This is a genomic window from Candidatus Methylomirabilota bacterium, assembly GCA_036001065.1.
GTDB lineage: Bacteria > Methylomirabilota > Methylomirabilia > Rokubacteriales > CSP1-6 > MNEF01.
Genome location: DASYUQ010000126.1, coordinates 17,455 through 42,428 on the forward strand (window position 1 = coordinate 17,455; position 24,974 = coordinate 42,428).

At 71.4% G+C, this 24,974-nt stretch carries 28 protein-coding genes; 16 read left to right on the forward strand and 12 right to left on the reverse strand.

The genetic code is table 11. From position 1 onward, the window contains the following. Positions 1-2: 2 nt before the first annotated feature. The 10 genes from VGV13_12130 (at position 3) to gspD (ending at position 9,533) form a co-directional block, all read left to right on the forward strand. Positions 3-1,214, forward strand: a complete 1,212-nt coding sequence (locus VGV13_12130; protein ID HEV8641839.1) for a type II secretion system F family protein — start codon at positions 3-5, stop codon at positions 1,212-1,214. 197 nt (positions 1,215-1,411) lie between these two features. Beyond that, positions 1,412-1,834 (forward strand): type II secretion system major pseudopilin GspG, encoded by a 423-nt coding sequence (gspG, locus tag VGV13_12135; protein HEV8641840.1) that lies wholly within the window; start codon positions 1,412-1,414, stop codon positions 1,832-1,834. Continuing rightward, a complete protein-coding gene (locus VGV13_12140; GenBank protein HEV8641841.1) occupies positions 1,813-2,259 on the forward strand; it encodes a GspH/FimT family protein in 447 nt (148 codons plus the stop codon). The genes gspG and VGV13_12140 overlap by 22 nt, the downstream gene beginning before the upstream one ends. Then, complete coding sequence (locus VGV13_12145) at positions 2,256-2,699, forward strand: prepilin-type N-terminal cleavage/methylation domain-containing protein (protein HEV8641842.1); 444 nt, start codon at positions 2,256-2,258, stop codon at positions 2,697-2,699. Before VGV13_12140 ends, VGV13_12145 begins: the two co-directional genes overlap by 4 nt. Further along, a complete protein-coding gene (locus VGV13_12150) occupies positions 2,699-3,313 on the forward strand; it encodes a prepilin-type N-terminal cleavage/methylation domain-containing protein (GenBank protein HEV8641843.1) in 615 nt (204 codons plus the stop codon). Before VGV13_12145 ends, VGV13_12150 begins: the two co-directional genes overlap by 1 nt. Then, the gene (locus tag VGV13_12155; GenBank protein HEV8641844.1) at positions 3,310-4,248 is read left to right on the forward strand and encodes a hypothetical protein; all 939 of its coding nucleotides are present in this window, start codon (positions 3,310-3,312) and stop codon (positions 4,246-4,248) included. The genes VGV13_12150 and VGV13_12155 overlap by 4 nt, the downstream gene beginning before the upstream one ends. A 102-nt stretch (positions 4,249-4,350) precedes the next feature. Beyond that, positions 4,351-5,883: a PilN domain-containing protein gene (locus tag VGV13_12160; protein ID HEV8641845.1), complete on the forward strand. Its 1,533-nt coding sequence runs from the start codon at positions 4,351-4,353 to the stop codon at positions 5,881-5,883. Beyond that, positions 5,880-6,449 (forward strand): type II secretion system protein GspM, encoded by a 570-nt coding sequence (gene gspM, locus VGV13_12165; GenBank protein ID HEV8641846.1) that lies wholly within the window; start codon positions 5,880-5,882, stop codon positions 6,447-6,449. Before VGV13_12160 ends, gspM begins: the two co-directional genes overlap by 4 nt. Continuing rightward, entirely contained in the window at positions 6,449-7,168 is a 720-nt protein-coding gene (locus VGV13_12170; protein ID HEV8641847.1) for a hypothetical protein, read from the forward strand. The genes gspM and VGV13_12170 overlap by 1 nt, the downstream gene beginning before the upstream one ends. Before the next feature lie 250 nt (positions 7,169-7,418). Then, positions 7,419-9,533, forward strand: coding sequence for a type II secretion system secretin GspD (gspD, locus tag VGV13_12175; protein HEV8641848.1), 2,115 nt, complete (start codon positions 7,419-7,421; stop codon positions 9,531-9,533). A gap of 123 nt (positions 9,534-9,656) precedes the next feature. Here the strand turns inward: gspD and VGV13_12180 are convergent, their stop codons facing one another. From VGV13_12180 to VGV13_12195, 4 genes are all read right to left on the reverse strand, one after another. Then, entirely contained in the window at positions 9,657-10,373 is a 717-nt protein-coding gene (locus VGV13_12180; GenBank protein HEV8641849.1) for a response regulator transcription factor, read from the reverse strand. A 255-nt stretch (positions 10,374-10,628) separates the two neighbouring features. Further along, positions 10,629-11,414 carry an enoyl-CoA hydratase gene (locus VGV13_12185; protein HEV8641850.1) on the reverse strand — a complete coding sequence of 262 codons (786 nt, stop codon included), beginning with the start codon at positions 11,412-11,414 and terminating at the stop codon, positions 10,629-10,631. A gap of 22 nt (positions 11,415-11,436) precedes the next feature. Next, positions 11,437-11,997 (reverse strand): cysteine hydrolase family protein, encoded by a 561-nt coding sequence (locus VGV13_12190; protein HEV8641851.1) that lies wholly within the window; start codon positions 11,995-11,997, stop codon positions 11,437-11,439. 2 nt (positions 11,998-11,999) lie between these two features. After that, positions 12,000-13,256 (reverse strand): MFS transporter, encoded by a 1,257-nt coding sequence (locus VGV13_12195; protein HEV8641852.1) that lies wholly within the window; start codon positions 13,254-13,256, stop codon positions 12,000-12,002. 57 nt (positions 13,257-13,313) lie between these two features. On the opposite strand from VGV13_12195, the gene VGV13_12200 reads away from it, so the two are divergent. Further along, positions 13,314-14,096: a BtpA/SgcQ family protein gene (locus tag VGV13_12200; GenBank protein HEV8641853.1), complete on the forward strand. Its 783-nt coding sequence runs from the start codon at positions 13,314-13,316 to the stop codon at positions 14,094-14,096. After that, positions 14,086-15,216 (forward strand): glycoside hydrolase family 3 N-terminal domain-containing protein, encoded by a 1,131-nt coding sequence (locus VGV13_12205; GenBank protein ID HEV8641854.1) that lies wholly within the window; start codon positions 14,086-14,088, stop codon positions 15,214-15,216. The genes VGV13_12200 and VGV13_12205 overlap by 11 nt, the downstream gene beginning before the upstream one ends. A gap of 33 nt (positions 15,217-15,249) precedes the next feature. On the opposite strand, the gene VGV13_12210 is transcribed toward VGV13_12205, so the two are convergent. The 4 genes from VGV13_12210 to VGV13_12225 all read right to left on the reverse strand — a co-directional run bounded on the left by VGV13_12210 (position 15,250) and on the right by VGV13_12225 (position 18,799). After that, a complete protein-coding gene (locus VGV13_12210) occupies positions 15,250-16,029 on the reverse strand; it encodes a 3-oxoacyl-ACP reductase family protein (protein ID HEV8641855.1) in 780 nt (259 codons plus the stop codon). Positions 16,030-16,123: 94 nt separating this feature from the next. Beyond that, positions 16,124-16,945 (reverse strand): polysaccharide deacetylase, encoded by an 822-nt coding sequence (locus VGV13_12215; protein HEV8641856.1) that lies wholly within the window; start codon positions 16,943-16,945, stop codon positions 16,124-16,126. Between the two features lie 58 nt (positions 16,946-17,003). After that, positions 17,004-17,918 carry a ribokinase gene (rbsK, locus tag VGV13_12220; GenBank protein ID HEV8641857.1) on the reverse strand — a complete coding sequence of 305 codons (915 nt, stop codon included), beginning with the start codon at positions 17,916-17,918 and terminating at the stop codon, positions 17,004-17,006. Beyond that, complete coding sequence (locus VGV13_12225) at positions 17,900-18,799, reverse strand: nucleoside hydrolase (protein HEV8641858.1); 900 nt, start codon at positions 18,797-18,799, stop codon at positions 17,900-17,902. Before VGV13_12225 ends, rbsK begins: the two co-directional genes overlap by 19 nt. A 105-nt stretch (positions 18,800-18,904) precedes the next feature. Between VGV13_12225 and VGV13_12230 the strand changes: the two genes are divergently transcribed. Next, positions 18,905-19,093: an Rdx family protein gene (locus VGV13_12230; GenBank protein ID HEV8641859.1), complete on the forward strand. Its 189-nt coding sequence runs from the start codon at positions 18,905-18,907 to the stop codon at positions 19,091-19,093. Here VGV13_12230 and VGV13_12235 read toward each other — a convergent pair. After that, positions 19,083-20,345, reverse strand: a complete 1,263-nt coding sequence (locus VGV13_12235) for an acetyl-CoA hydrolase/transferase C-terminal domain-containing protein (protein ID HEV8641860.1) — start codon at positions 20,343-20,345, stop codon at positions 19,083-19,085. The two genes, VGV13_12230 and VGV13_12235, sit on opposite strands and share 11 nt — an antisense overlap. Positions 20,346-20,389: 44 nt before the next feature. On the opposite strand from VGV13_12235, the gene VGV13_12240 reads away from it, so the two are divergent. The 3 genes from VGV13_12240 to VGV13_12250 are packed head-to-tail and all read left to right on the forward strand — an operon-like array spanning position 20,390 to position 21,777. After that, positions 20,390-20,566 (forward strand): hypothetical protein, encoded by a 177-nt coding sequence (locus tag VGV13_12240; protein ID HEV8641861.1) that lies wholly within the window; start codon positions 20,390-20,392, stop codon positions 20,564-20,566. After that, on the forward strand, positions 20,566-21,330 hold the full coding sequence (locus tag VGV13_12245) for an SDR family oxidoreductase (GenBank protein ID HEV8641862.1): 765 nt from the start codon (positions 20,566-20,568) through the stop codon (positions 21,328-21,330). Before VGV13_12240 ends, VGV13_12245 begins: the two co-directional genes overlap by 1 nt. 12 nt (positions 21,331-21,342) lie before the next feature. Further along, positions 21,343-21,777: a RidA family protein gene (locus VGV13_12250; GenBank protein ID HEV8641863.1), complete on the forward strand. Its 435-nt coding sequence runs from the start codon at positions 21,343-21,345 to the stop codon at positions 21,775-21,777. Between the two features lie 172 nt (positions 21,778-21,949). On the opposite strand, the gene VGV13_12255 is transcribed toward VGV13_12250, so the two are convergent. The 3 genes from VGV13_12255 to VGV13_12265 all read right to left on the reverse strand — a co-directional run bounded on the left by VGV13_12255 (position 21,950) and on the right by VGV13_12265 (position 24,839). After that, positions 21,950-22,276, reverse strand: coding sequence for a hypothetical protein (locus VGV13_12255; protein HEV8641864.1), 327 nt, complete (start codon positions 22,274-22,276; stop codon positions 21,950-21,952). A 37-nt stretch (positions 22,277-22,313) separates the two neighbouring features. After that, complete coding sequence (locus VGV13_12260) at positions 22,314-22,658, reverse strand: general secretion pathway protein GspB (GenBank protein ID HEV8641865.1); 345 nt, start codon at positions 22,656-22,658, stop codon at positions 22,314-22,316. A 468-nt stretch (positions 22,659-23,126) separates the two neighbouring features. Continuing rightward, positions 23,127-24,839, reverse strand: a complete 1,713-nt coding sequence (locus tag VGV13_12265; protein ID HEV8641866.1) for an AAA family ATPase — start codon at positions 24,837-24,839, stop codon at positions 23,127-23,129. Positions 24,840-24,974: the final 135 nt, after the last annotated feature.

Sequence of the window (24,974 nt, forward strand, 5' to 3'; positions counted from 1 at the left end):
CGATGCCCGTTTACGTCTATCGCGCGGCCGACCGGCGCGGGCAGACGATCGACGGCGTCATGGAGGCGCCGGATGCCCGGGCCGTGATCGAGCGGCTGCACCGCGAGGCGTACTTCCCCATCCGGGTAGCGCCCCACGCCGAGCGAGGTCCGTGGCTGAGCCTCGCCCTGTCGGGACGGGTCCGGCAGCGCGATCTCCTCGCGTTCACCCAGCAGCTGGCCACCCTGGTCGAGGCGGGCGTGCCGCTCGATCGCGCGCTCGGCATCCTCGAGGAACTGGCGACCAACCCGCGCCTCCGGGTCATCGTGGCGGACCTGCTGCGGACCGTACGCGGCGGCGGCTCGCTGAGCGATGCCCTCGCCAAGCACCATCCGCGCCCCTTCCCCCGCCTCTACATCAACATGGTCCGCGCGGGCGAAAAGGGCGGGGTCCTCGAGTTGGCGCTGCGGCGTCTGGCCGAGTTCCTGGAATCGCGCGCGGCCTTCACCGAGGCCATCATCTCGGCGATGGCCTATCCGCTGGTCATCACCGGCGTGGGGGCCGGCGCCGTCGTCTTCCTGCTCACGTTCGTGATCCCGCGCTTCGCCACGATCTTCGCCGACCTCAAGCAGACGATCCCCCTGCCGACGCAGATCCTGCTCGTCGTGAGCGGCGTCGTCCGGGAGTACTGGTGGGCGGGGGCGCTGGTCGGCCTGGCCGCGGTCCTGGCCTGGCGCGTGTGGACCCGCACGCCCGAGGGGCGCCTGCAGTGGGATCAGGTGCTCCTGCGCCTGCCCCGCTTCGGCGAGCTCATGATGAAGGTCGAGACCGCGCGTTTCGCCCGCACGCTCGGCACCATGCTCAAGAGCGGGGTGCCGGTGCTGGGAGCGCTGGCCGTCGTCGGCGACATGATGTCGAACCAGGTGATCGCGCGGGCCGTCGAGCGCGTGGCCGAGACCGTCAAGCGGGGGAGCAGCATCGCGGCGGCCCTGAGCGAGCACGCGCACCTGCCGGCGCTGGCCGTGCACATGGTCCGGGTCGGGGAGGAGACGGGCCGTCTGGAGGAAATGCTGCTGAAGACCGCCGAGACCTTCGAGGGCGACGTCCGCACGGAGCTGAAACGGTTCATCGCGCTCCTGGAGCCCGCGATCATCCTCGGAATGGGGGTGCTGGTGGCGTTCATCGTCGTCGCGATGCTCATGGCCATCTTCTCGATCAACGAGCTCCCGCTGTGATCGGCGATCGTGCCTGCGCCGGGGGGTGGCCGGGGAGCGGTCCCCGTCCGCCAGCAGATGCTGAGCGGCGCCGGGGAGGGGGAGGTCCCGGAGCGAGTTGTAGTTCGAAGCGACGGGGCCTCCCCCTCCCCGGCGCCGACCAAGAGCCGGACGGGGGCCGTGACCCGGACAGGCCCCGCCGGCGCGGGCGCCGCGCGATCACCGACCAGCGGGGGTTCACGCTGATCGAGCTGCTGGTGGTCATCATCATCCTGGGCCTGCTGGTAGGGCTGGTGGGACCGCGGCTCTTCGGGCGCGTGGGGCAGTCCAAGACGGCCGCGGCGCGGGCGCAGATCGAACTGCTCGGCGCGGCGCTGGACCAGTACCGCCTCGACGTGGGGCGCTACCCCGACACGGGCCAGGGCCTCGACGTGCTGGTGCGGAACCCGGGTACCCCCAACTGGAGCGGCCCCTACCTCAAGAGGGACGTGCCGAAGGACCCCTGGGGCAACCCCTACAAGTACCGCTGCTGCCCGGGACAGCACGGCGATTACGACCTCTGGTCCGAAGGCGCCGACGGCGCCCCCGGCGGCGAAGGGGAGAACGTCGACGCGACGTCATGGGACAGCGGGTCGAAATAGACGAACGCGGGTTCACCCTCCTCGAGCTGCTGGTCACCTTGCTGGTCCTCGCCGTCGTCCTGGGTCTGGCCGGGCCCACGATCGGGCGCAGCGTGGAGGGGGTCCGGATGCGCGCCGAGGTATCGCGCTTCGCGGCGATGCTCCGCCACGCCCGGGAGCAGGCGATCACCACGCGGCGCCCCCACTCCCTCCTGGTGGACCCGCCCGGGCACCGGGTGTTGATCATGGGCAACGACGAAGTGCGCGAGACACGCGCATTGCCGGCGCACCTCACGGTCGAGGCGGAGCCGCCGCCAGCGCTCACCGTCCGCTTCGAGCCGTACGGCGTCTCGAACGGCGGCACCTTCCGGCTGACCTCGGGCGACATCCGCTATCGGGTCACGGTCGATCCCCTCACCGGCCGTGTCCGCACGGAGCGGCTGTGATCCCCGGCCGGCCGCGGCCGGCGCGGAACGCCCACGGGGACTCGGGGTTCACGCTGCTCGAAGTGCTGGTGGCGCTCGCGATCCTCGGCCTGGCGGTGGTGGCGTCGATCCAGGCGTTCGCGCAAGGGCTGCGGCTGCTCAAGCTCTCCGGGGATCACCAGCAGGCGATGCTCCTGGCAGATCTGAAGGTGCGGGAGGTCGTCACGCCGGAGGAGGGGCGTGAGGAGCGCGACGAGGGCCGGTTCCACTGGGAGCGAACGACCAAGCTCGTCCCGGCGCCGGAGCTGACGCCGCTGGCCGGGCCGCTTCGATGGCACATCTACGAGATCGCGGTGCGGGTCTCGTGGGACGAACGGCGGCAGGTCGAGATCACGACGCTCCGCACGGTCCCGGCCCAGCCGGCGCCGGGGCCTCCCAGCCTCAGTCCGAGAGCGCGCTGATGCGCCGTCGTGGCCAGCGGGGTTTCACCCTTCTCGAGCTCATCCTCGCGCTGGCGATCGTCGGCGCCCTGGTCGCGGTCGCCTTCGGCGGCCTGCGAGTGGCGCTCGCCGCCTGGACCCAGGGCGAGGACCGGGCCGAGGCCCATCAGCATCTGCGCAGTGTCGCGCTGATCCTCGGCCGCACGCTGGCAGGGACATACCCCTACCGCGCGGCGGCGGAGCTGGCGCCCAACCCCGTCATCCTCTTCCGGGGCACCGAGAATCGGGTCGAGCTGGTCACCCAGGCCGCGCCGTTCCCGCTGGCGATCCCCGTCGCGTTCACCGCGGTCGTGATCGCGCTCGAGACCGACCAGGGACCCGCGCTGGTCGTCCGCCAGCGCGCCCTGCCCAATCGCGATCCCTTCATCCAGGCCGCGGTCGCGCTGCACGATCCCGGCATCCAGGCTCTCGAGTTCCGCTACCTGAACCAGAGCGGCGCCTGGCAGCCGACGTGGGACGCCGAAGCCGAGCAGGGGCTTCCGCGAGCGGTGCAGGTCACGGTGGCGACGACGCGGGGGGGACGGACCGAAACGCTGCCGCCCCTGACGGTCGTGCTCCGCACGGGGACGCTGTGAAGCCCGCCGCCGGCGCCAGCGAGCGCGGCTTTGCGCTGGTCGCCGTGCTCCTGGTGCTGTCGCTCGTGGGCATCATCGGCGCCGAGTTCGCGTACTCGATGCGCCTGGAGGCGAGCGCGGTCCGCGCCTGGAAGGACGGCATCACCGCCGCCCATCTGGCCGAGGCGGGGGTCGAGCAGGCCATGCGCGAGATCGCCGCCGACGCCGCCTACGTGGCCGTGGCCGACGACGGCGAGCTGACGTTCTACACGCGCGAGCGCATCGCCCGGCCGCGCTTGCCGCGCAGTGGGGTATCCCTGGGGGGCGGTCAGTTCTCCTACCGGGTCACGGACGAGGAGGCGCGGCTGAACCTCAACACCTCGCCGCCCGACCGGGTCGACCGCCTGCTGCTCGTCCTCGGTCTCACCAAGGCCGAGCGCGACGTCATCGTCGATTCGCTGCAGGACTGGATGGATCCCAACGAGGAGCACCGCGCGAACGGCGCCGAGAGCGAGGACTACTACCTCAAGCTCCCGATTCCCCACCAGTCGCGCAACGGCCCTCTGGAGTCCGTGGCCGAGCTGCTCCAGATCCGCGGCGTCACGCCGCGGATCTTCAACGGCGACGGCGACACGCCGGCCCTGGCGGACCTGGTCACGGTCAAGACCCCGGGCCAGACCAACATCAACACCGCCAGCCTGCCGGTGCTGCGTGCGCTCGGCCTGTCCGACGCCGAGATCTCCGACATCAGCCAGGGGCGCCGCGACAGCCCCTACCCGACGGTGCCGGGACGCTTCACGGGCCGCGGCCTGGTCACCACCACGCGAACGTTCCGGATCGAGGCGCAAGGCCTGGTGGACGGCCAGGTGCGCGCCCGCCTGACCGCCGTCGTCCAGAGGCGCGCCGACGCCATCACCGGGTCGATCGTCGTGCTGGAGTGGTCAGGCGCCCACTGATCGGCCTAGCCCCTCACAACCGAATTCCCCAAGCGCAACAAGACGTTGCGCATGACTCGCCATTCGGCGTAAGCTCTGGGCGGGAAGCGTAAGCTTGGCCCAGTGATACTCGATCCCACCCGACTCGCGATTTTCCTGCTCAGCGACCGCCTCGTCGCCGTGGCGATTCAGAGGCGTCGGGTCGAAGCCTTCGTGGTCGACGCCGAGAATTCCGCGGCCGCGCTCAGGGCCGAGCTCGACCAGCGCCGGCTCGCGCCCCGCACGGTGGCCATCGGACTGCCGCGCGCCTCGGTCACCGTCAAGCCGATCGAGCTGCCGTCCGTAGGCGGCGAACTCCGGGACATGGTCAGGTTCGAGCTGGAGCGCCACCTGCCGTCGGGCGGTGACGATTCCCCCTTCGACTACCTGCCCCTGCCCCCCGAGAGCGACGGCGGGCCCGCGCCGGCGGCGCAGGAGGTGCTGATCGCCGCCGCCGACCGGCGGGTCGTCGACGGGGCGCTCCGCATCGCCGAGGACGCCAAGCTGCGGCCCGTCTCGATCACCGTCGCCTCGCACAACCTCACCGCGCTCGTCCCGCGTCAGCGCCGCGGCAGGGTCGTCTGGGTCCATCGAGTCGGCGACGGGACCGACCTGCTTTTTCTCTCGGGGCCGACGCTGGTCCTCAGCCGCACCCTGCCCGAGGCCGACCACACCGTCATCGCCGACGCCATCCGGCGCAGCTTCGTTCTCGCCCACTGGCGCGGCTGCGATGCGATCTGGATCTCCGGGGATGCCACGGCCGACGCCGCGGGCGCCCTGGCCGATCTGGGAGCGCCCGTCACCGAGCCTCCCTTCACGTCATCGGCGCGCCAGCGGCTGGCTGCGATCACCGAGACGCCGCGAGGCGCGTTCGATCTGGCGCTGGCGGTCGCCTCGGCCGGTCGCGTCCGGCCTCTGGAGCTGATCCCTCCCGCGTTGCGACCCCGGCACCTCACGCGCCCCCAGATGATGACGGCCGGAATGCTGGCGGCGACGCTCCTGCTGGGCCTGGGCGCTCTCCTGGTCCCGGGTTACCAGAACAGCCGGCGTCTGGCCGACCTCAACGCGCGGATCGCGCGGCTCGACCCCGAGGTCCGCGCCGTGGAGAAGGTGGTGCAGGAGCTGGACCGCAAGCGGCGCCTGCTGGCGACCGTCCAGTCGATCGAATCCACGACCATCCGGCCGCTGCCGGTCGTCCGCGAGCTCACCGAGCTGCTGCCGACCGACGCCTGGTTGACGATGCTCGCCCTCGACACGAAGGGCGTGGAGCTCACCGGGCAGGCGGCCGCGGCCGCCGCGCTCATCCCGCTCCTCGAAAACTCCCCGCGCTTCGAGCGGGTCGAGTTCTCTTCGCCGGTGACCCGCGGGCGCGACCGCGAGCAGTTCAGGATCCGGGCGACCTGGGAGGCCTCCGCCACGGTCGCCGGCGCGCCGGCCAGCGCGACCCCGCCCACCGGCCGCCCGCCGACGCTGCCGCCGCTGCCGACGCAGCGCCCCGGTCCTCCGACGGTCGGCGCGCCCGCCGAGCCTCCGCAGGCCCCGCTGCCCGAGGGGCTCCCCATGCAGCCGCGCCGGTCGTTTCCGCCGACGGCGATTCCCGGATCGGGAGCCAGATGATCGGCAATCTCTCTCGCCGCGAACGCGTCCTGGTCACGCTCGGCGCCCTGGTGGCGCTGCTCATCATCGGCTGGGAAGGCCTCGTGCAGCCGATCCGCGAGCGGCAGCGCGTCGCCGCCGAGCTGGCGCCTATCCGCGAGCAGGTACTGGCGCGCCGGCAAGAGCTGGTCGCGCGCAGGTCCGCGATCGCAGCGGAGCTGGAGGCGACGAACGCGCGGTTGGAAGCGCTGAGCGCCCGACTTCTGCCCGGGGCCACGCCGGCCGTCGCCGCGTCCGAGCTCCAGAAGCTGGTCAAGGAGATGGCCGGGCAGGCGACGACCGAGGTGCGGAGCGAGCGCATTCTGCCACCGGTCGAGCGCGCCGAGCTGCTCGAGATCCCCCTGGAGATCACGGTCTCGGGCGATATCCGCCAGCTCGTGGATCTCCTCGCTCGGCTGGACCGTGCGCCCAAGCTGCTGGCGGTGCAGGACCTCAAGGTGCGGGTCGTCAACATCAGCCAGCCCAAGGACCTGCTGGCGACGTTGACGCTCTCCGGTTTCATCCTTCCTGGCAGGATCAGGACCTGATGTCCAAGCGACTCCTCATCGTGAACACACTGCTGGCGGCCATGGCCCTGCTGTTCGCGGCATACATCGTGCGGGAGCTGACCCGGCCGGCGCCCGCGTCGGGGCCGGCCCGGGCCCGCGCCGGGGCTCCCCCCGCCGCTTCCGCCGCGCCTGCCGCCACTCCGCCCGCGTCCGGCTCCCCGGCGATCATCGCCGGCCGAAATCTCTTCAGCCCGACGCGCAACGAGGCCCCGGCGACGCCGGCCGGCCTCACCCAGGCGTCGCTGGTGGGCAAACCGAACCTCTACGGGGTAGTGCTCCGGGATGGTGCGCCGATTGCGTATCTCGAGGACCCGGTGACCAAGCGGGTGGCTGGCTATCGCGTGGGCGACGCGGTAGCCGGCGGCAAGCTGACGAAGATCGCCGCCGATCACGTGATTCTCGCGCGCCCGGAAGGCACCCTCGACGTCCGCCTGCACGATCCGGCGAGACCTCGGCCCGCGCCCCCGATGGGGCCGCCGGGCCAGGTCCAGCCGGCGCCCCCGGGCGTTCCAATGCCTCCGCCGCAATCGCTGCCGGGCGTCATCCCGCCGGTGGCACCCTCGCAACCGCCACCTCGGCCGCAGGTACAACCCCCTATGCCGGGCCAGGCCATCCAGCCGCCGCTGCCGCCGGCCCCGTTCCGTCGCCCGCTGCCGCCGGGCTTGCGGCGCTTCCCCAGTGATGCTCCGACCCAATAGCCTCGGCGCCGTCGCCGTCCTGCTCGTGCTGGCGCCGTGGCTCGGCTCCTGCGCCGCCCCGAAGCCTCGGCCGGTGCCGCCGCCCGCGGCGCAGCCCGTCCCGCCGCCGCCCCTAGCCCCGCCTCCTCCGGCGGCGGAACCCGCCTCGCCGCCTTCGATCGGGCCGCGACCGCAAACGGTGCAGGAGCCGCCGACCGTCCAGATTCCGTCCCCTCCCCCGACGCCGCCAGCCCCCCCGACGGCGCCGCCGGTGCCGCCCGGTCAGCGCGGCCGGTTCGTCGTCCTGAACTTCGACAACGCCGACATCGAGACCGTGGTCCACGCGGCCAGCGAGATCCTGGGCTTCAACTACGTCCTGGCCCCCGACGTGCGGGGCAAGGTGACGGTGCAGACCTCCGGCCGGATCCCCCAGGAGGACGTGTTCGGCGTTCTGCTGGCGGTCCTCGAGGTCCACGGCTTCACCGCCGTCAAGTCCGGGAGCCTCTACAAGATCGTCCGCCTCGAGGGCGCGCGGGAACGGGCGGTGCCGACGATCATCGGAGCCGATCCCGATCCCAATCGCACGAGCGACGAGGTCATCACGCAGATCATCCCGGTACGCTATTCGTCGGTGACCGACCTGGGCACGCTGCTGCGCCCGCTGATCTCGAGCCGCGGCACCCTGATCGCGCACCGCGAGACCAACATCCTGATCATCACCGATGCCGCGTCCAACGTACTCCGGCTGCTCAACATCATCCGCCTCGTCGACGTGGAGGTGGCCCTGGACGAGCTGCAGATCGTCCCCATCCGCTTCGCCGATGCGAACGACCTGGCGACGATCCTCAATCAGCTCTTCGCCAGCGGACGGCTCCGCCGCGCCGCCCCCTCGGCCCCCGGCGCCCCGCCGACTCCGCCACCCACGGCGCCCGGAACGCTGCAGCCGCCGACCGCCCCGGCGCCGCGGACGCCCGGCGAGACCGTGGGGGCCGAACGCGCGCCCCTCATCGTGGCCGAGCGCCGCTCCAACTCGCTCATCATCCACGCCCGCAAGCCCGAGGTGGAGATGATCCGCAAGCTGATCAACCAGCTCGACATCAACATCTACGGCGGCCGCCGGGTGTTCATCTACTACGCGGAGAGCGCCAAGGCCAAGGACCTGGCCGCCACCCTGAACGCGATCTATGGGGGGCAGCCCCAGCCGACGAGCACCACGCCGACGCCCTCGACGCCGCGCCGACCGGGCGAACCTGCGCCATATGTGCCCCCACCGCCGCCGCCACCGCCCACCACACCGGGCGCGCCGCCCGGCGGCGCTGCCGCGCCCATCGGGGAGTTGGGTCTCATCGAGGGTCAGGTCCGCTTCATCCCGGACGAGACCACCAACTCGGTCATCGTCACGACCTTCCCGCGGAACTGGCCCGAGATCGAGGCCACCATCAAGCAGCTCGACCGCCAGCCGCGCCAGGTGCTCATCGAGGTGCTGGTGGCGGAGATCACGCTCACCGACGATCTCCGCCTCGGCATCGACTGGGCCATCAAGTCGGGCTCGTACCGGGTGGCCCAGTCCGCCATCACGACCGCGCCGACGGCGGCGATCGTATCGCCGAGCCGCGAGCTGCCCGTGCCGGGGGCGCCGCTCGGGCTGCCTGCGGGCGGCCTCACCGCCTTCGCCTTCCAGTCGGACAGGTTCTTCGCGCTGCTCAACGCGTTCGCCTCCGAGAACCGCGTCAACGTCCTCTCGAACCCGCACGTGATGACGTCGGAGAACAAGAAGGCGGTCATCAACGTCTCGAACTCGATCCCGATCGTCACCAGCCAGCAGGTGCCGATCGGCGGGACGACGACGCCCACGGCGACGGCCACGACTTCGGTCATCGGCACCCAGACGGTCGAGTACCGCGACGCCGGCGTCATCCTGACGGTGACGCCCCGGATCGGCGAGCGTGGCACCGTGGCCCTCGACGTCAAACAGGAGGTGAACGACATCGGCGCCGAGGAACCGCCCACCGGCTCCAAGCGGATCATCAAGCGCGAAGCGGAGACCTCCGTGGTCCTGATGAACAATCAGACGCTCGTGCTGGGCGGGCTGATTCGAGACAAGCGCACGGTCGAAGACCGGGGGATCCCGTTCCTCAAGAACATCCCGATCCTCGGGTATTTCTTCGGCGCCAAGGTCCGGACCCTCGAGAAGACCGAGCTACTGATCCTGATCACGCCGCGCGTGATCGGCACGGCGCTGGACGCCGGCCGGATCACGGAAGAGATGCGGCGGGCGACGCCGGAGGTGGACGAGGCGATCCGGCGGTCGCCGCGCCAGCCCACGCCGCTCCCGCCGCCCGAGCAGGTGCCGCAGCCTCCGCAGCCTGCGCCCTCGGCGCCATAGCCGCGGCTGGAACGGCCCAGCCCCGCCTCCCCACACGCCCTCGGAGTCTCACCGTGTGAGGTAGACTGGCCGGCACCGCCCGCTGCCGTCAGCGGACGAGGGGAGACGACAGCCTGCGGGCGGTCAGTCCGAGTCTTGGACGGGCGCGACCTGAAGGGTGTAGATCGCGAGCTGGAGTCTGCTGGCCAGGTTCAGCTTTCGAAAGATGCTGGTCAGATGCGTCTTGACCGTCGTCTCGACGATGGACAGGCTCTCGGCGATCTCCCGGTTGGCGGCGCCCCGGGCGACGAGGCCGCTGATCTGCCGCTCCCGGAGGGTCAGCTTCCGGTACCGCTCATGGCCTTTCCCTCCACGCTTGCGCTCGAGCGCCGTGAGCTCTTCGACCAGCCGATTGATGACGCGCCGCCGCACCCAGAACTCGCCCTTCTCCACCAGGTGAATCGCCTTGAGGAGCAGCCGCGGATCGGTCGTCCGCGAGCAATATCCCTTGGCGCCTTCCTTCAAGGCTCCGACGGCCGCCGAGTCATCGGGCGACCGGACCAGGAGCACCGTCCTGGTGGATGGGCTCAGCGCGTGGATCGACCGGAGGCTCCCGGGTCGGTGGAAGCCTGCCATCGGGAAATCGAGGAGAAGAATCGTCGGGTTGAGCTCGTCCAGCGCCCGTTCGACTTCCCCCCGGTCCCGGGCCTCGTGAATCGGCGTAACACTCGGCTCTTGCCCGAGCCTCCGGAGCAGGCGCCGGCGTAGCGCGGCGTCGGACCCGGCGACCAGGACGCACGCCTTGCGCCGACCATGGCCGGAAAGGTGCCGATCGAGCGGCTTTCGGGTGTGAAGTACCACGGCCCCTCGCTTTTGCAGAAGGCAAGACGCAATAGTCGTTCCACAGCAGGGCCCTCAATTTTTCGCGCCTTTCTCGTCTCCCGCGCTTCCTTCCAGGGAGACCTTCCCGGGAGCACGCGGAAAACTTCCCTGGGTGAGGCGACCGGCGCCCGAGGTTGGCCGCGGCGCGTCCCGGGGGGACCGGCGTTACCAGCGGATCAACGTGGCGTCAGCGACGGACTGGGGGGGACCGCCAGGCCCTCGCGACGACCGGGTTCATCGCCCGGTGAAGCGGGGCGGGCGCTTGTCGAAAAAGGCATCCAGCCCCTCCCGGTGGTCCTCGCTGGTGATGGCGAGGGCCTGGGAGAAGGCTTCCAGGTCCAGCGCGGACGGCAGGTCGGACGCCGCCGCCCGGTTCACCAGATGCTTGGCCAGGCGGAGCGCCAGCGGCGGTCCGGCCGCGATCCGCTCGGCGAGCGCGCGCGTGGTCGCGTCGAGCTCGGCGGCCGGGACGACGCGATTGACCAGACCGATGCGGTGCGCCTGGGCGGCGTCGATCACCTCCGCCGTGAAGATCAGCTCCTTGGCCCGGCCGAGGCCGACCAGGCGCGACAGCAGCCAGGTGCCCCCGCCGTCGGGCACCAGTCCGATCTTCCCGAACACCTCGCCGAATCGCGCCCGATCGGAGGCCACGACCAGGTCGCAGCAGAGCGCCAGGTTGCAGCCCGCGCCCACCGCGAAGCCGTCGACCCTGGCGATGGTGGGGCGCGGGAAGTCGACCAGGCGCAGCACCAGCCGGTTCAAGAGCGCCACCCGGGCGCGTCCTTCCGCGGCCGTGTGGCGCCGGTCACGCATGAGCTTGACGTCTCCGCCCGCACAGAAGTGTTCCCCGGCCCCGCTGAGGACCACCACCCGCGCCTCCGGGTCGGCCTCGATCTCGTCCAGGGCCGCGACCAGCTCGCGGCGCATCGCCATGTCCAGGGCGTTGCGGGCGTTCGGACGGTTCAGCGTGATCGTCGCGATCGGCCCGGACCGCCCGCTGAGCAGCGTGGAGTAGCCCATCGCGCCCTCCTTCAGGCTCCGATCAGCCGGTGACGTCGGCCGCGCGTTTGATCTCGGCGAGGAACCCGCTCAGGCTGCCGAGATGCGTGCGGTGGACCTGGTCGTGCGGGACGACCTGACCGTCCGGCCCCCGCACGTCCATCGCGGCGGTGGCGTCGGCCAGCACGGTCACCTGGAAGCCGCGATGCGCGGCCTCGCGGGTGGTGGTGTCGACGCACATCTGGGTCATGAAGCCGGTCACGATCAGCCGCTCGACGCCCTGCTCGCGGAGCGCCTGCTCGAGTGGCGTGCCCGTGAACGAGCCCGGCAGGTGCTTGGTGATCACCGGCTCGCCGCTCACCGGCGTCGCCTCCGGGTGAATCGCCAGCGCGGGGCTCCCCGGCGCGAAGATCGTGGCGCCCGGCCGATGGCTCTCGTGCACGATGTGGAACACGGGGAGCTCCCGCCTCCGCGCCCACTCCAGCACGCGCGCGATCTGCTTCACCGCGCGGGGACCGTCGGGGAGCACCATCCGCCCGACGGGCGCGAAGTACTCTTGCTGGGCATCGATGACGATCACGGCGGTCTTCTCTGGCGTGGCCATGGTCAGCGTCCTCCCGCCACCAGACTGAGCGCGGGTAGCGCCCGCGCGCCTTCGTCGATCGTGAGGCTCACCAGGCAGGCGGCGGCAAGGATCGCGCCTCCGACGGCGAAGACGGCGCCGTACCCGCCGGTCAGCTCGAAGAGGAACCCGCCCAGCCACGAGCCCAGCGCGGCGCCCGTCTGGTGGACGAGAAACATCGTGCCGAGCACCGAGCCGACCGAGTAGCGTCCGAAGATGTTCGCGGTGAGCGCGGAGGTCATCGCGAAGGTGCCCCCCATGGTGGCGCCCCCCAGCGCGGCCACGAGGAGCAGCGCCGCCGCGTGATCACGGATCAGGAAGAGTCCCAAGAACGCGAGCGCGCGCCCGCCGTAGATCGATACCAGGACAGGGCGGCAGCCGAAGCGGTCGGCGGCGGCGCCCAGTGCCACCGCGAAGCCGATGCCGGTCCCACCGAGCAGCCCCAGCGCCCCCGACGCCAGCATGGAAGAGTAGCCGTGGTCGGTCAGCATGGGCACGCCATGGGCGGCCAGCAGGCTCATCGTGAAGCCGCAGGTCGAAAGCGCTCCCGCCAACTGCCAGAAGGAGGCGGTCTGCACGGCGTCGGTCACGTTGGTGCGCTCGGGCCCGGGGATGGAGGCGCCCCGCTCGGCCGGCCATCCGTCCGGCGCCAGCCCCATCGACTCCGGTGAGTCACGCACAATGAAGACGCTGAGCGGCATCATGACCAGGAACAGCACGAGTCCCATGACCCCGTACGTCGCACGCCAACCGATCGTCAGGATGAGCCACATCACGACGGGGACGAGCAGGCTCATTCCCCCCATCGAGGCGCCGCCCAGGATCGAGAGCGCGGTGGCCCGCCGGTGCCAGAACCATCGGGCCACCACCGCCGAGGCGACGACAGGACCGGTGGCGGCCAGGCCGAGCGCCAGGCACACCCCGTAGATCAGGTAGAGTTGCCACAGGTGCGTCACCAGCCCGGTGGCGGCGGCGGACGCGGCCAGCACGAGCGTGCCGGCGATGGTCACCGGACGGGCGCCGGCGCGATCGACGAGCCAGCCCACCAGCGGGACGAAGGCGCCGTAGAGAAACAGTCCCACGGCGACGGCCAGCGAGAAGCTGGCGCGATCGAGCCCCAGCTCGGCCACGATCGGCTTGAGGAACGGACCGATGGTGAAGCGCACCCCGGTGGAGATGAAGACCATCGCGGCGAAGGCGAGCGTGACCCACCAGCCGAAGAAGACACGCGAGGGCGGCATCGACGTTTCAGGCGCCACTATAGCTGACGAACCCACGTGTTACAATCCAGCACCCGGATGCGACTCGAGCGCACGCTCATCGGCATGGTGCACGTGCCCCCGCTCCCGGGCAGCCCGCGCTGGGAGGGCTCGATGGAGCGCGTGACGGCGCTGGCCCTCGCCGACGCCCGCGCCCTCCTCGAAGGCGGCATGGACGCGCTGCTCGTGGAGAATCACGGCGACGTCCCCTTCACGGCCGGTCGGGTCGAGCCCGCCACCGTCGCCGCGCTGGCGGTCGTGGTGGCCGAGATCCGCCGGGCCTTGCCAGGCGTTCCACTCGGCGTCAACGTGCTCAAGAACGACGCGCGGGCGGCGCTGGCCATCGCCTGCGCGGCCGGCGCCCGGTTCATCCGCGTCAACGTCCACGCCGGCGCCGTGGTGGCCGATCAGGGCATCGTCCAGTCCGACGCCTACCACACCCTGCGCGACCGACGGCTGCTCGACGCCGACGTCCAGCTCTTCGCCGACGTCCAGGGCAAGCACGCGGTGCCGCTGGGCGCCGTCGAGCTGGAGCAGGAGGCGCGCGATCTCGTTCATCGCGGCCTGGCCGACGCGCTGGTCGTCTCCGGCAAGGGCACCGGCGAGGCCACGCCCATCGCCGACGTCAAGCGGGTGCGGAGCGTCGTCCCCGCCGTCCCGCTGCTGGTCGGCAGCGGCGTCACCGCCGACACCGTGTCGGAGCTCCTGTCGGTCGCCGATGGCGTCATCGTCGGCACGTTCGTCAAGCGCGACGGAAACGTGCGACAGCCGGTGGACCCCGAACGCGTGCGGAGACTGGTCGCCGCAGCCCGTGGCCGCTAGCGCTGCCCACCGCCGGCTCGCCGTCCTGCTGCTGGCGGGGCTGATGGCGGCGAGCGGCTGTCGGACACTGGTGCCCCCCGACCCCGCGCGGGTGGCCGAGCTGTCACCTGCCCTCGGCCAGCTTCTCCTGGTTGGGTTCACCGGCGCGGAGGCGGACGACAATGCCGAGCTGGAGCACCTGCTCTGCGAGGCGCGCGTCGGCGGCGTCGTGCTCTTCGCGCGCAACATCGTCGACGCGCCCCAGGTGGCGCGGCTGACGGCGCGCCTCCGGGAGCGAGCCCTGGCCTGCACGGGCCGCCCACCGCTCGTGGCCGTCGACGCCGAGGGAGGGCAGGTGATGCGGCTCGGCCCCTCCACCGGCCACACGCCGACGCTGTCGGCCGAGGAGCTGGGGGCGGCGAACGACATGACCGTGACCGAGCTGGAGGCGCGACGCATCGGCGCCATGCTCCGCGCGGCCGGCATCAACTGGAACCTCGCCCCCGTGGTAGACGTCGGCTACAACCCGGCCAACCCTGTCATCGTCGGCGTCGGTCGCAGCTTCGGCGCCGACGCCGCGCTCGTCACCGATCACGCGCGCGCGTTCATCCGCGGCATGCGGGAGGCGGGCGTGTTGACGGCGCTCAAGCACTTCCCCGGCCACGGCTCGAGCTTTGCCGACTCGCACCGAGGCTTCGTGGACGTCACCGAGACGGCCCGTCCCGGCGTGGAGCTCCTGCCCTACCGCACGCTGATCACCGAGCGCTTCGCCGACAGCGTCATGACGGCGCACGTCTTCAACCGTCACCTCGATCGCCGCTATCCGGCCACGCTCTCCCGCGCCACGGTGACGGGGCTGCTCCGGGGTGACCTGGGCTTCGACGGCCCGGTGGTGACCGATGACCTCCGGATGGGCGCGATCGAGCAGCACTACGGCCTGGACGAGGCGGCGGTGCTGGCCCTGGGCGCGGGCGCCGACATGCTCCTGATCGCCGATGACCGGCTGCCCGACGGGCGGTCGGCCGCGGGCCTCGCCCTGGCCGCGCTCCGGCACGCGCTGGCCGAGGGCCGGCTCGACCTCGAGCGCGTCGCCGCCGCGCTCCGGCACGTCGAAGCCTTGCGGGAGCGGATCGCCCGCTGAGGCGTCGAGGCGAGCCCCCGCCGTGCGGATGCCTCATCCCATCACCCAGCCGCCGCTCGGGTGGAGCACCTGGCCGGTGAGGTAGCCCGCCTCCTCCGCGGCCAGGAACACGGCGCAGTAGGCCACGTCCTCCACGCCGCCCAGCCGGCGCACGGGCAGCTCCCGGGGGCGGCGCTCCCGGTATTCCGACGTCATGACCTCCCGGCTCATGTCCGTCTCGATGCCGCCCGGCGCGATGGCGTTCACGGTGATGCCGTAGGAGCCGAACTCGTTGGCGGTGGCTCGCGTGAAGCTCTCCACGGCGCCCTTGGTGGCGGCATAGGCGGCGAAGCCGCCACTCCCGATCGCGCGCCGGGCGAGTTGGGAGGAGAGGTTGATGATCCGGCCGTAGCGGCGCTCCATCATTGCCGGCAGCGCGTAGCGCGTGCAGAGCAGCGTGCCGGTGACGTTGACCGCGAACATCTCCTCGTATCTCGCCACCGGGATCTCCAGAAACGAGCCGTGCACCATCACCCCGGCGTTGTTGACCAGGATGTCGAGGCGGTCGAAGCGCGCGAGCGTGGCGTCGACCAGACCGCGGACCTCGTTCTCGCGGCCGACGTCCGCCTTGAGGGCCACGGCCAGACGCCCGAGCTTCACGAGCTGGTCGACGACCTCCTCCGCCGCCGCCCGGCTCGCCCGGTAGTTGACCGCGACGTGCGCCCCCTCGCGTCCGAAGGCGAGCGCGATCGCGCGCCCGAAACCGCGCCCGGCGCCCGTCACCAGCGCCACCTGCCCGTCAAGTCGGAGGGGGCGATTCACAGGCGCGCCCACCGGGCGCGACGGCCCCCTCCGAGACCTCCCCCAGGATCGCTGGCGCCGGCGGAGCCGGCGCTCGAACCGCCTTCAAGACTCGTCACGCGCTCCCTCACCGCTGGGAGAGGTAGTGCTCGGCGATCTCGATGGGCCGCGCGATCCACAGGTCCTTCTGGGCAAGCATGTGCTGGATGAGCCGCTCCACCATGCGCATCCGCGAGGGGCGCCCGATCACCTGGGGATGCATCATGAGATTCCAGAAGCCCCCCTCGTCGTAAGCGCCCTCGAACTCCTCCTTCCAGATGTCGAAGACCTCTTCCTGGCTCCAGATCCCGTTGCCCACCGGCGGCACCGCGCTGAAGCCGAAGTAGACCCAGTCGTCGTTGACCCACGCCGTGGGCAGCTCCACCAGCTCGCCGAATTTCGTCTTGTGGCAGTACGGCAGGTCGCTGTCCATCAGGTTGCTGTGGTAGACGAAGTCGTGCTTCCGCAGCAGCTCCATCGTGTGCTTGCTGGGATCGCAGGAGGGCGCGCGGGAGCCCCGGGGACGGACGCCCAGGATCTTCTCGAAGATGTCCAGCGTCTTGAGCAGGAGCGCCTCTTCCTCCTCCGGACCGGGCAGCGTGAACGGCCGCTCGTGCAGGTACCCGTGATGGCCCACCTCGTGGCCGCGGCGGACGATCTCCTGGCAGAGGTCGGGATAGCGCTCGATGATCCAGCCCGGGATGAACCAGCCCGCCTTGATGTCGTAGCGCTCGAGGATTCTCAGGATGCGGGGCGCCCCGGTCTTCGGCCCGTAGGCGCCCATGCCCATGTGCAGCGGGCGCTCGGCCAGCGCCGGGTCGCGGTGGATCCAGGGGCTCTCGCCGTCCAGGTCGAACGTGATCGTCACCGCGCAGCGGGCGCCCTTCGGCCAGGTGATCGCTCGCTCCATGACGGCCCTCCCCTCAGACACTCATCGAGGCGTAGAGTCTCAAGGCCGGCCCATCCTATCACCTGGCGACGAGGCGCTCGACCTCACCGCGCGACGGCAGCGAGGCCTGAGCGCCCCGGCGGGTACAGGCCAGCGCCGCGGCCGCGTTGGCGAAGATCAGGGCCTCACGCAACTCGCGACCTTCGCCCAGCGCCACGGCCAGAGCCCCGTTGAAGGCGTCGCCCGCCGCGGTGGTGTCGAGGGCGGTCACGGCCAGGGCCGGCACCTGCTGCATGCCGTGGGCCGTGCAGGCCAGCACGCCCTCGGCGCCGAGGGTGACGAGCACGGTGCCCACGCCGCGCGCGCGGAGGACCTCCCCGGCCCGGGCGGCCTCGGCGTGGCTGCCGACGGCGACGCCGCTCAAGCGCTCGGCCTCGCCCGTGTTCGGCGTGAGGTAATCGACCAGCGTCCAGCACTCGAGGGCCGTCTCCGGGACGGGGGCCGGGTTGAGCACCGTGATCGCCCGCCGGCGCCGCGCCCGCTCGAGCACCCACATCACCGTCGGCAGCGGAGTCTCCAGCTGGCAGACGACGACGTCGGCCCAGGCGAAGTCCTCGGCCAGCGCGCTGACGTGCTCGACGGCGAGGAGGCGGTTGGCGCCGGGCGCCACGGCGATCTGATTACGACCTTCGGCGTCCACCACGATGAGCGCGGTGCCGGTGGCGGCCGCGCTGGTGGCGTTGACGCCGGCGACGTCGATGCCCTCGCCCAGGAGCGCCTCGCGGATGGCGCGCCCCGACGCGTCGTCGCCGACGCAGGCGATGAACTTCACCTCGGCGCCCAAACGCCGGGCCGCCACCGCCTGGTTGGCGCCCTTGCCCCCGTGATTGACGAGCAGGGTGCCGCCCGACACCGTCTCCCCCGGGCGGGGCAGCCGCGCCACCGCCACGGTGAAGTCGACGTTGGCGGAGCCGATCACGAGGACCCGGGACACAACCGCTCGAGAAACGTCGCGAGAAAGCGCGGGCGATCCACCCGCGCCGCCACGCGACAGTTGGAGGCGCCGGCCGCCCGCCGCGTGGCGCCGTCCGGCCCGATCTCGAGCCGGGCCTCCTCCCACTCGACGAGCGTCGGATCCGCGGCGGCGGCCACGGCGAGCGGATCGTGGAGGTACATCGCGCCGCCATCCAGCCGGAACGCGCGGCGGGTGAAAGCGGCGATGCGCGAGGCCAGCGGCCCCGGCGTCTTGGCCAGGGCCGCCTCGAGGTCGGCCCGGGCGAGCGTCGCCTGGCGGGTGGCGTCGAGCGGCACCAGGTCGATGGGCAGATCGGCGGTGAAGACGCGCCCGGCGGCGTCGGGATCGACATGCATGTTGAACTCCGCGGTCGGCGTCACGTTGCCGGGGACGTCGACGGCGCCGCCCATCACGACGACCCGATCGACCCCCGCCAGGGCGGCGCGGTCGGCGGCCAGCGCGAGCGCCAGATTGGTCAGCGGCCCCAGCGCCACCAGCGTGAGCCGCTCGCCGAGCCGTCGGGCCGTCTCGGCGATGAGCCCGGCCGCGCTCTGACTGATCGGCGCCAGGGTGACCGGGGGCCAGTCGTCGAGGTCGCCGAGACCGTCCTCGCCGTGATACCGCGCCGCCGTCTGGAGCGGGCGGGCCAGCGGCCGGGCCGCGCCCACCGCCACGGCGGGTCGCGGCTGGGGCCGTCGCAACGCCAGCAGGCGGAAGACGTTGGTGGTCCCGCGCTCCACGGCGACGTTGCCGGCGACGGTGGTGATCGCCTCGACCTCGACTCCGTGCGAGCCCCAGGCCAGGAGCAACGCGAGGGCGTCGTCGATCCCGGGGTCGGTGTCGATGAGGACGGTGGTCATCGAATCCCTGTCGGCTGGGTGGGCATCCTATACAATAACTTCACCATCGCGTTCAGGAGGGGACGGATGCAGATCCGGATCAAGTACTGCGGCGAGTGAAACTACCTGCCCCAGGCCTCCAGTTTGCAGGCCGCCATCAAGAAGAAGTACGGCATCACCGCCGAGCTCGACGAGGGCATGGGCGGAATCTTCGAGGTCTTCATCGACGGCAAGAGCGTCTACTCCAACCAGACGACGTACCGGTTCCCCGAGCCCGAAGAGATCTTCGCCAAGATCGACGCCGCTAAGAAGTAGCACCGCGCTCCAGCTCCTCCCGAAACCGCGGGTGGGCCACCGCCACCAGGGCCGCGACCCGCTCCCGCACTCCCCGCCCGCGAAGGCGCGCCGCGCCGTACTCCGTCACCACCCAGTCGGCCAGGAACCGCGGCGTGGTCACGGCGGCGCCCTCCGTCAGGTGGGGCACGATCCGCGATACCTCGCCGTCGCGCCCCGTCGCCGGCAGCGCGATGATCGAGGCGCCGCCCGCTGAGCGGGAGGCGCCCAGCACGAAGTCGAACTGACCACCGATCCCCGCCACCTGACGCGGCCCCAGGCTCTCGGCCGTCACCTGTCCGGTGAGGTCCACCTCCAGGCCCGAGTTGATCGCGACGAACCGGTCGAGTTGCGCCACGACGTGAGGATCGTGGACCCACTCCGACGACTCCATGTTGACGAGCGGGTTGTCGTCGATGAACGCGAACAGCCGCCGGGTGCCCATGGCCTCGGCGACGTCCATCCGTCCGCGGTGCACGCGCTTGCCGGCGTTGGTGACGACGCCGCGCTCGACGAGCGCCACCGAGGCGTCGACCAGCAGCGAGTGGAGCGCGAGATTGCGATGGGTGCCGAGCGCTTCCAGCACCGCCTGGGGAATCGCGCCCACGCCCACCTGGACGGTGGCGCCGTCGGGAACGAGGGCCGCCACGTGCCGGCCGACGGCGCGCTCGACCTCCGTGATCAGCGGCGGCGGATACTCGAGGAGCGGCTCGTCGACCTCCACCCAGGCGTCGATCTGGCTGCGGTGCAGGTACGCGTTGCCGCGCGTGCGCGGCATGTTCGGGTTCACCTGCGCCAGCACCAGGGGCGCCTGCCGCGCGGCAGGGAGCGCGACGCCGACCGCCAGGCCCAGGCTCAGATAGCCGTGGCCATCGGGCGGGGCGCAGTGCACGAGGACGCAGTCCGGCGCCCAGGACCCGCGATGGCCGGCGGTGACGAGATCGAAGTAGCGCGCCGGCACGAACTCGACCCGCCCGCGCCGGTGGGCGTCCTCCAGCCGCGGCGACATGTGCCACGTCGCGAATCGCAAGGGAGCCATCTGGGGGCGGGCGAACGGGTAGTCGCCCAGATGGATCCCGCCCACGAGCGTGAGATCGCGCAGCCGGTCGGCCTGCCGGCAGATCTCCCCCACCAAGCCTACCGGCTCGCCGCACGCGGGCGGCAGCAACACCTTCATGCCGGGGGCGAGCCTCGCCACCGCGTCGGCCAGCGTCGTCTTGGTGAAGGAGCGCATGATTGGCGCCGTATATATACCCGATGGCGCGCTAGAATGGCGCCATGAAACGACCGAGCGCGCTCGCCCTCTGCCTGCTCGCCCTGCTCGTGCTGGCCGCCTGCGCCACGCCGACCCGGCCGAGTCCGCCGGAATCCTCACCGCGCGTCCGCTGTCTGACGGATCCGCGCGAGAGCGGCACCCGTCCGCTCATCTTCCTCTTCTGCATCGAGAGTCCGTAATGGCGGCCCCCCGTGTCGCCCTGATCACCGGCGGCGGCCGGGGCATCGGCCGCGAGATCGCGCTGGCGCTCGCCCGCGAGGGGCTGGTGATCGCGGTGGCGGCGCGGACGCGCCGGCAGGTCGAGGAGACCGCGGCCGCCGCGCGCGAGCTGGGCGCCACCGCGCTCGGCGTAGCGCTGGATGTCACCGAGCCCGCGGCCGTCGGCGCGGCCGTGGGCGAGGTCGCGCGGGCGCTGGGCCCCGTGGATGTCCTCGTCAACAACGCGGGCATCGCCGAGTCCGCGCCGTTCGCGAAGACGGACCTCGCGCACTGGGAGCGCCACCTGCGCGTCAACGTGACGGGCCCCTATCTGCTGATCCGCGAGGTCCTTCCCGGCATGCTCGAGCGGGGCTGGGGCCGCGTCGTCAACATCGCGTCGCTGGCGGGGCTGGCCGGCGCCCCCTACCTGAGCGCCTACGCGACCTCCAAGCACGCGCTGGTCGGACTCACGCGCGCGCTGGCCGCCGAAGTGGCGGGCCAGGGCGTCACCGTGAACGCGATCTGTCCGGGCTATGTGGCGACCGACATGGTCTGGCGTGGGGCCCGGAACATCGCGGCCAAGACGGGCCGCCCGTTCGAAGAAGCCGTCGCCGCGATGGCCCGCACGAATTCCGGCGGACGGCTCATCGAGCCGAGCGAGGTGGCGGTGGCCGCGGTGAAGCTGCTCCAGGACGAGCAGACGAACGGTGAGACCATCATCCTCGACGGCTCTCCGCGCCACTGACCGGAGGAGGACATGAGCCGCCACATCGAGCCCCTCAATCCGCCCACGCTCTGCAAAGCCGTCGGCTTCTCCCACGGGTTCGAGGCGCGGGGGGGCCGCCTGCTCTTCATCGCCGGCCAGGTGGCGCGTGACCGGAACGGTCACGTCGTCGGCCAGGGCGACCTGGTCGCCCAGTTCCGCCAGGTGTGCGAGAACCTCAAGGCGCTGGTCACCGCCGCCGGCGGCCAGATGACGGACATCGTCAAGCTCACGATCTACGTCCTCGACGCCCACGACTACAAGGCCAAGCTGAAGGCGATCGGCGGGGTCTACCGGCAGTACTTCGGCAAGCACTTCCCGGCGATGACGCTGGTGGGCGCCCGCGACCTCTTCGACGCCGCCGATGGCTGCCTGATCGAGATCGAGGGCGTCGGCGTACTGCCGTACGATCCGCAGACGCCCAGATAGGGAAGCCGTTTTCATAGCTCCCGCGAAGCGCGCGAACGCCTTTCGTGCGCTCCTGACCGAGGCCGACTACGAGATCCAGCCGCTCACGTACCCCTTCCGGGAGCGGCGCGAGGTGACTCCCGAGGAGTTCTGTGGTTCGCCGGCGACCAATTTCCTGGCCCGGCCCCGCGGCTCAGTGACAAACGATGGTGTCGAGCAGCGTGCAGTGGACCGGGTCGGCCGGGGCCTTCGCGTTCCAGGCGGATGAAAACGTGCTGAGAACGACAGCCAGCGCCCGCGGATCCCGTTGGGTGTTCCATCGCAGGAGGAACGGCTCCGCGATGCGGATGATCTCCTCTTGCTGCTCCACCGTGAGCGAGGCCCATTTGTGCTGCCCGCGGGATGGTAGTCCGGCCACGACCTCGTGAGCGAGCTGCCAGTTTGTCGGGGGCCGCCCCGCCGTCGACAGGGGCGTGCACGCCGTCACGCCGAGAAGGAGGAGGAGCACGATCAGGGGCACCGATCCCGGTCCTCGTCAGGGTCACCTTCCGAAGATCTCACCGCTCCGTTCCGGCGGCCCCGGCGGCCGGGCTGGACCGCTGGCCGACCAGCAGCAGGAAACGACGCCCCTGATAACTCAGGATCACTCCTTCTTCAATGATCTTCTCGACGCGAACGTCCCCGTCGATCGTCTGACCCTCGACGTATCTGCGGTTGTTGATGAAGACCATTCGCTGCGGCGCCATCTCGGAGTAGACCAGCGCCTCGAGCCTGAGGTTCGCAACCGTCTCGCCGAGCGCCGCCGGCGGTTCCGTCGACATCGGCCGAGACGCGGCGTCCGGCTCGGCGACCGGCTCCCCCGTTGCCTTCCGCTCCGAGGTGCTGGGGGCCGCCGGGGCCACGCCTCGGACGGCGGTCTGGCTGGTCGCCGGCTTCGCAGGACGTGGCGCCGGTCCGGTCGGCTTCGGCCGTTCGATCCGGGGCGCGCTCGAGGCATCGTGGCCCGGCCGGACCGCCGGCGCCGCTGACCTCTCCCCCTGGACCGGATCCACGCGCGTCACTGGCTCAGCCGTGAGCCGTGCCGTCACCGGTGACGTCGCTGGCTCCCGGACCATGGCCGGCTCCGGCTTCGCCCCGCTACCGCTGGAGCCGGCGGGGACCAGGGCCACGCCGATGCGATCAAGACGAACGACCGCGATCAGGACGGCGGCGTTCACCAACAACACTACGGCGAGTCCCCACGCCCATCGCGGCTGATGCGCGTATGGTCTCGGCCGCGGCCCCGGTATCTGGGCAGCGACACGCCCGGAGTCCCGCTCTTGTTCGGCTTTCTTCAGTGCGTCCAGAATGTAGGACATGGCCCCGGCGAGCTAGCGTCGGGCGGACCCGAGGGAGGGAATACTGGGGTCGCGGATGGCGACCAGACGAGCCAGCGTCTCCGGGCCCACGATCCCGTCCGGCAGCAGCGACTGGTCCCGTTGAAATGCGGCGACCCTTCTCCGCAGCTCCTCGTCATAGAGCTCGACGTCGGTCGCCCTGACCGGTCCACCGTCGACCTCGCCCAGCCGCAGCCTTACCCACGCCACCTCTTTGCCGCGGGTGCCGGGGGGCACGATCGTGATCAGGGTGGGCGGCTTCCAGAGAAGAGTGAACGCGCCGTCCCAGAAACGCTCGATCTCGCCGAGCGGAAACGTGAACTGCCGCTGACCGAACTCGAGGGTGGCGGTCTCTTCGTCGACGGCCGTGACGGTCGCGTAGTGTTTGACTCCGGCGGGGGTCACGAGCTCGACGACGGCAGGCAGGTTGAAGCGGCGGAGCACGTTCCACGTCCCTCTCTTCGACAGGCACTCCAGCCCGGCCGAGCGTCCTGCCTCGCAGGCCAGACGGCCTCCCTGACCCCGGTACTCCACGTGCCATAGGGAATAGAGATTCGTGAACGCGGAAGCTCTGTCGCTCTCGAGGAGCCCGTCGGCGAGGACGGCGGCCAGCTCGGCCTTGTCCGGTAGCTCGGCCCCGCCGGCGCTCGCGCGGGCCAGCATGGCCGGGGCCGGGCCGTCGCCCTCGCCGGGTTTCTCGGCCGTGGGAAGCACGCCCACGGAAGCGGGCGTCGGTGAGGCGCGGCCACCGGTGAGCGCCGCCAGGCGACCTTGCCAGTCCGTTGCCCGGACGGTCGGTCCGGCGCGCTCGGAAGTCAACAGCGCCGAGGCCCCCGCCAGCGCCACCAGCAGCCCGGCCGCGGCCCACAGCAATTGACGGGCGTGGCGGCGCCGGCGGGGGCGGCCGAACACTTCGCGGCCGGCTCGCCGAACCAGCGCCGCGTCGATCCGATGCGCGTCGCTGGCGTAGGCGCCGAGGAGCGCGCGGTCGCAAATGACGTTGATCAACCGCGGAATCCCGCGTGACAGGCGATGCACCTCGCGCAGGGCGCGCTGGTCGAAGATTTCGCCCGGCTGACCGGCCACCCCCAGCCGGTGGAGGATGTAGGCCCGCGTTTCCGACTCGGTGAACGGCAGCAGATGGTAGCGAGCCGTGACCCGCTGCGCCAGCTGGCGCAGCTCCTTGCCATCGAGCAGCTGAACCAGTTCCGGCTGACCGATGAGGATGATCTGCAGCAGCTTTTCTCTCGTCGTTTCTAGATTCGTGAGGAGCCGGATCTGCTCGAGTACCTCGGCGCTCAGATTCTGAGCCTCGTCGATGATGAGAACGGTTCGACGCCCCCGTCCGTGCGCCTCCAGCAGGTGATGGTACAGCGCATCGACGAGCACCTTCAGGCTCGTCGATCCGGAAGGGTACGGGACGCGCAGCTCGTCACACACCGTCGCCATCAGCTCGAGAGCGGTCAGCCGGGGATTGAGGATGAGCGCGGCGTCGACGTCACCGGGCAGTCGCTGGAGGAAGTAGCGGCAGACCGTCGTCTTTCCGGTTCCGACTTCGCCGGTCAGCTGGACGAAGCCGCCGGCCTCTCCAACGCCGTACAGCAGATGCGCCAGGGCTTCGCGATGGCGGGTGCTCAGATAGAGGAATCGCGGATCAGGGGCGATGGAAAACGGCCGCTCCACGAGGCCGAAGAACGACGCGTACACGGACTACCCGGCGGCCTCGACGCGCCAGACGCTGTTCCGTCGCGTGCTCTGGCCCCACCCAGCCGCTCCGAGGACGGCCGACATGGCGCTCAAGGTAGACGACCGATCTGCTGCAGTCAAGGATCGGGGGGCCGT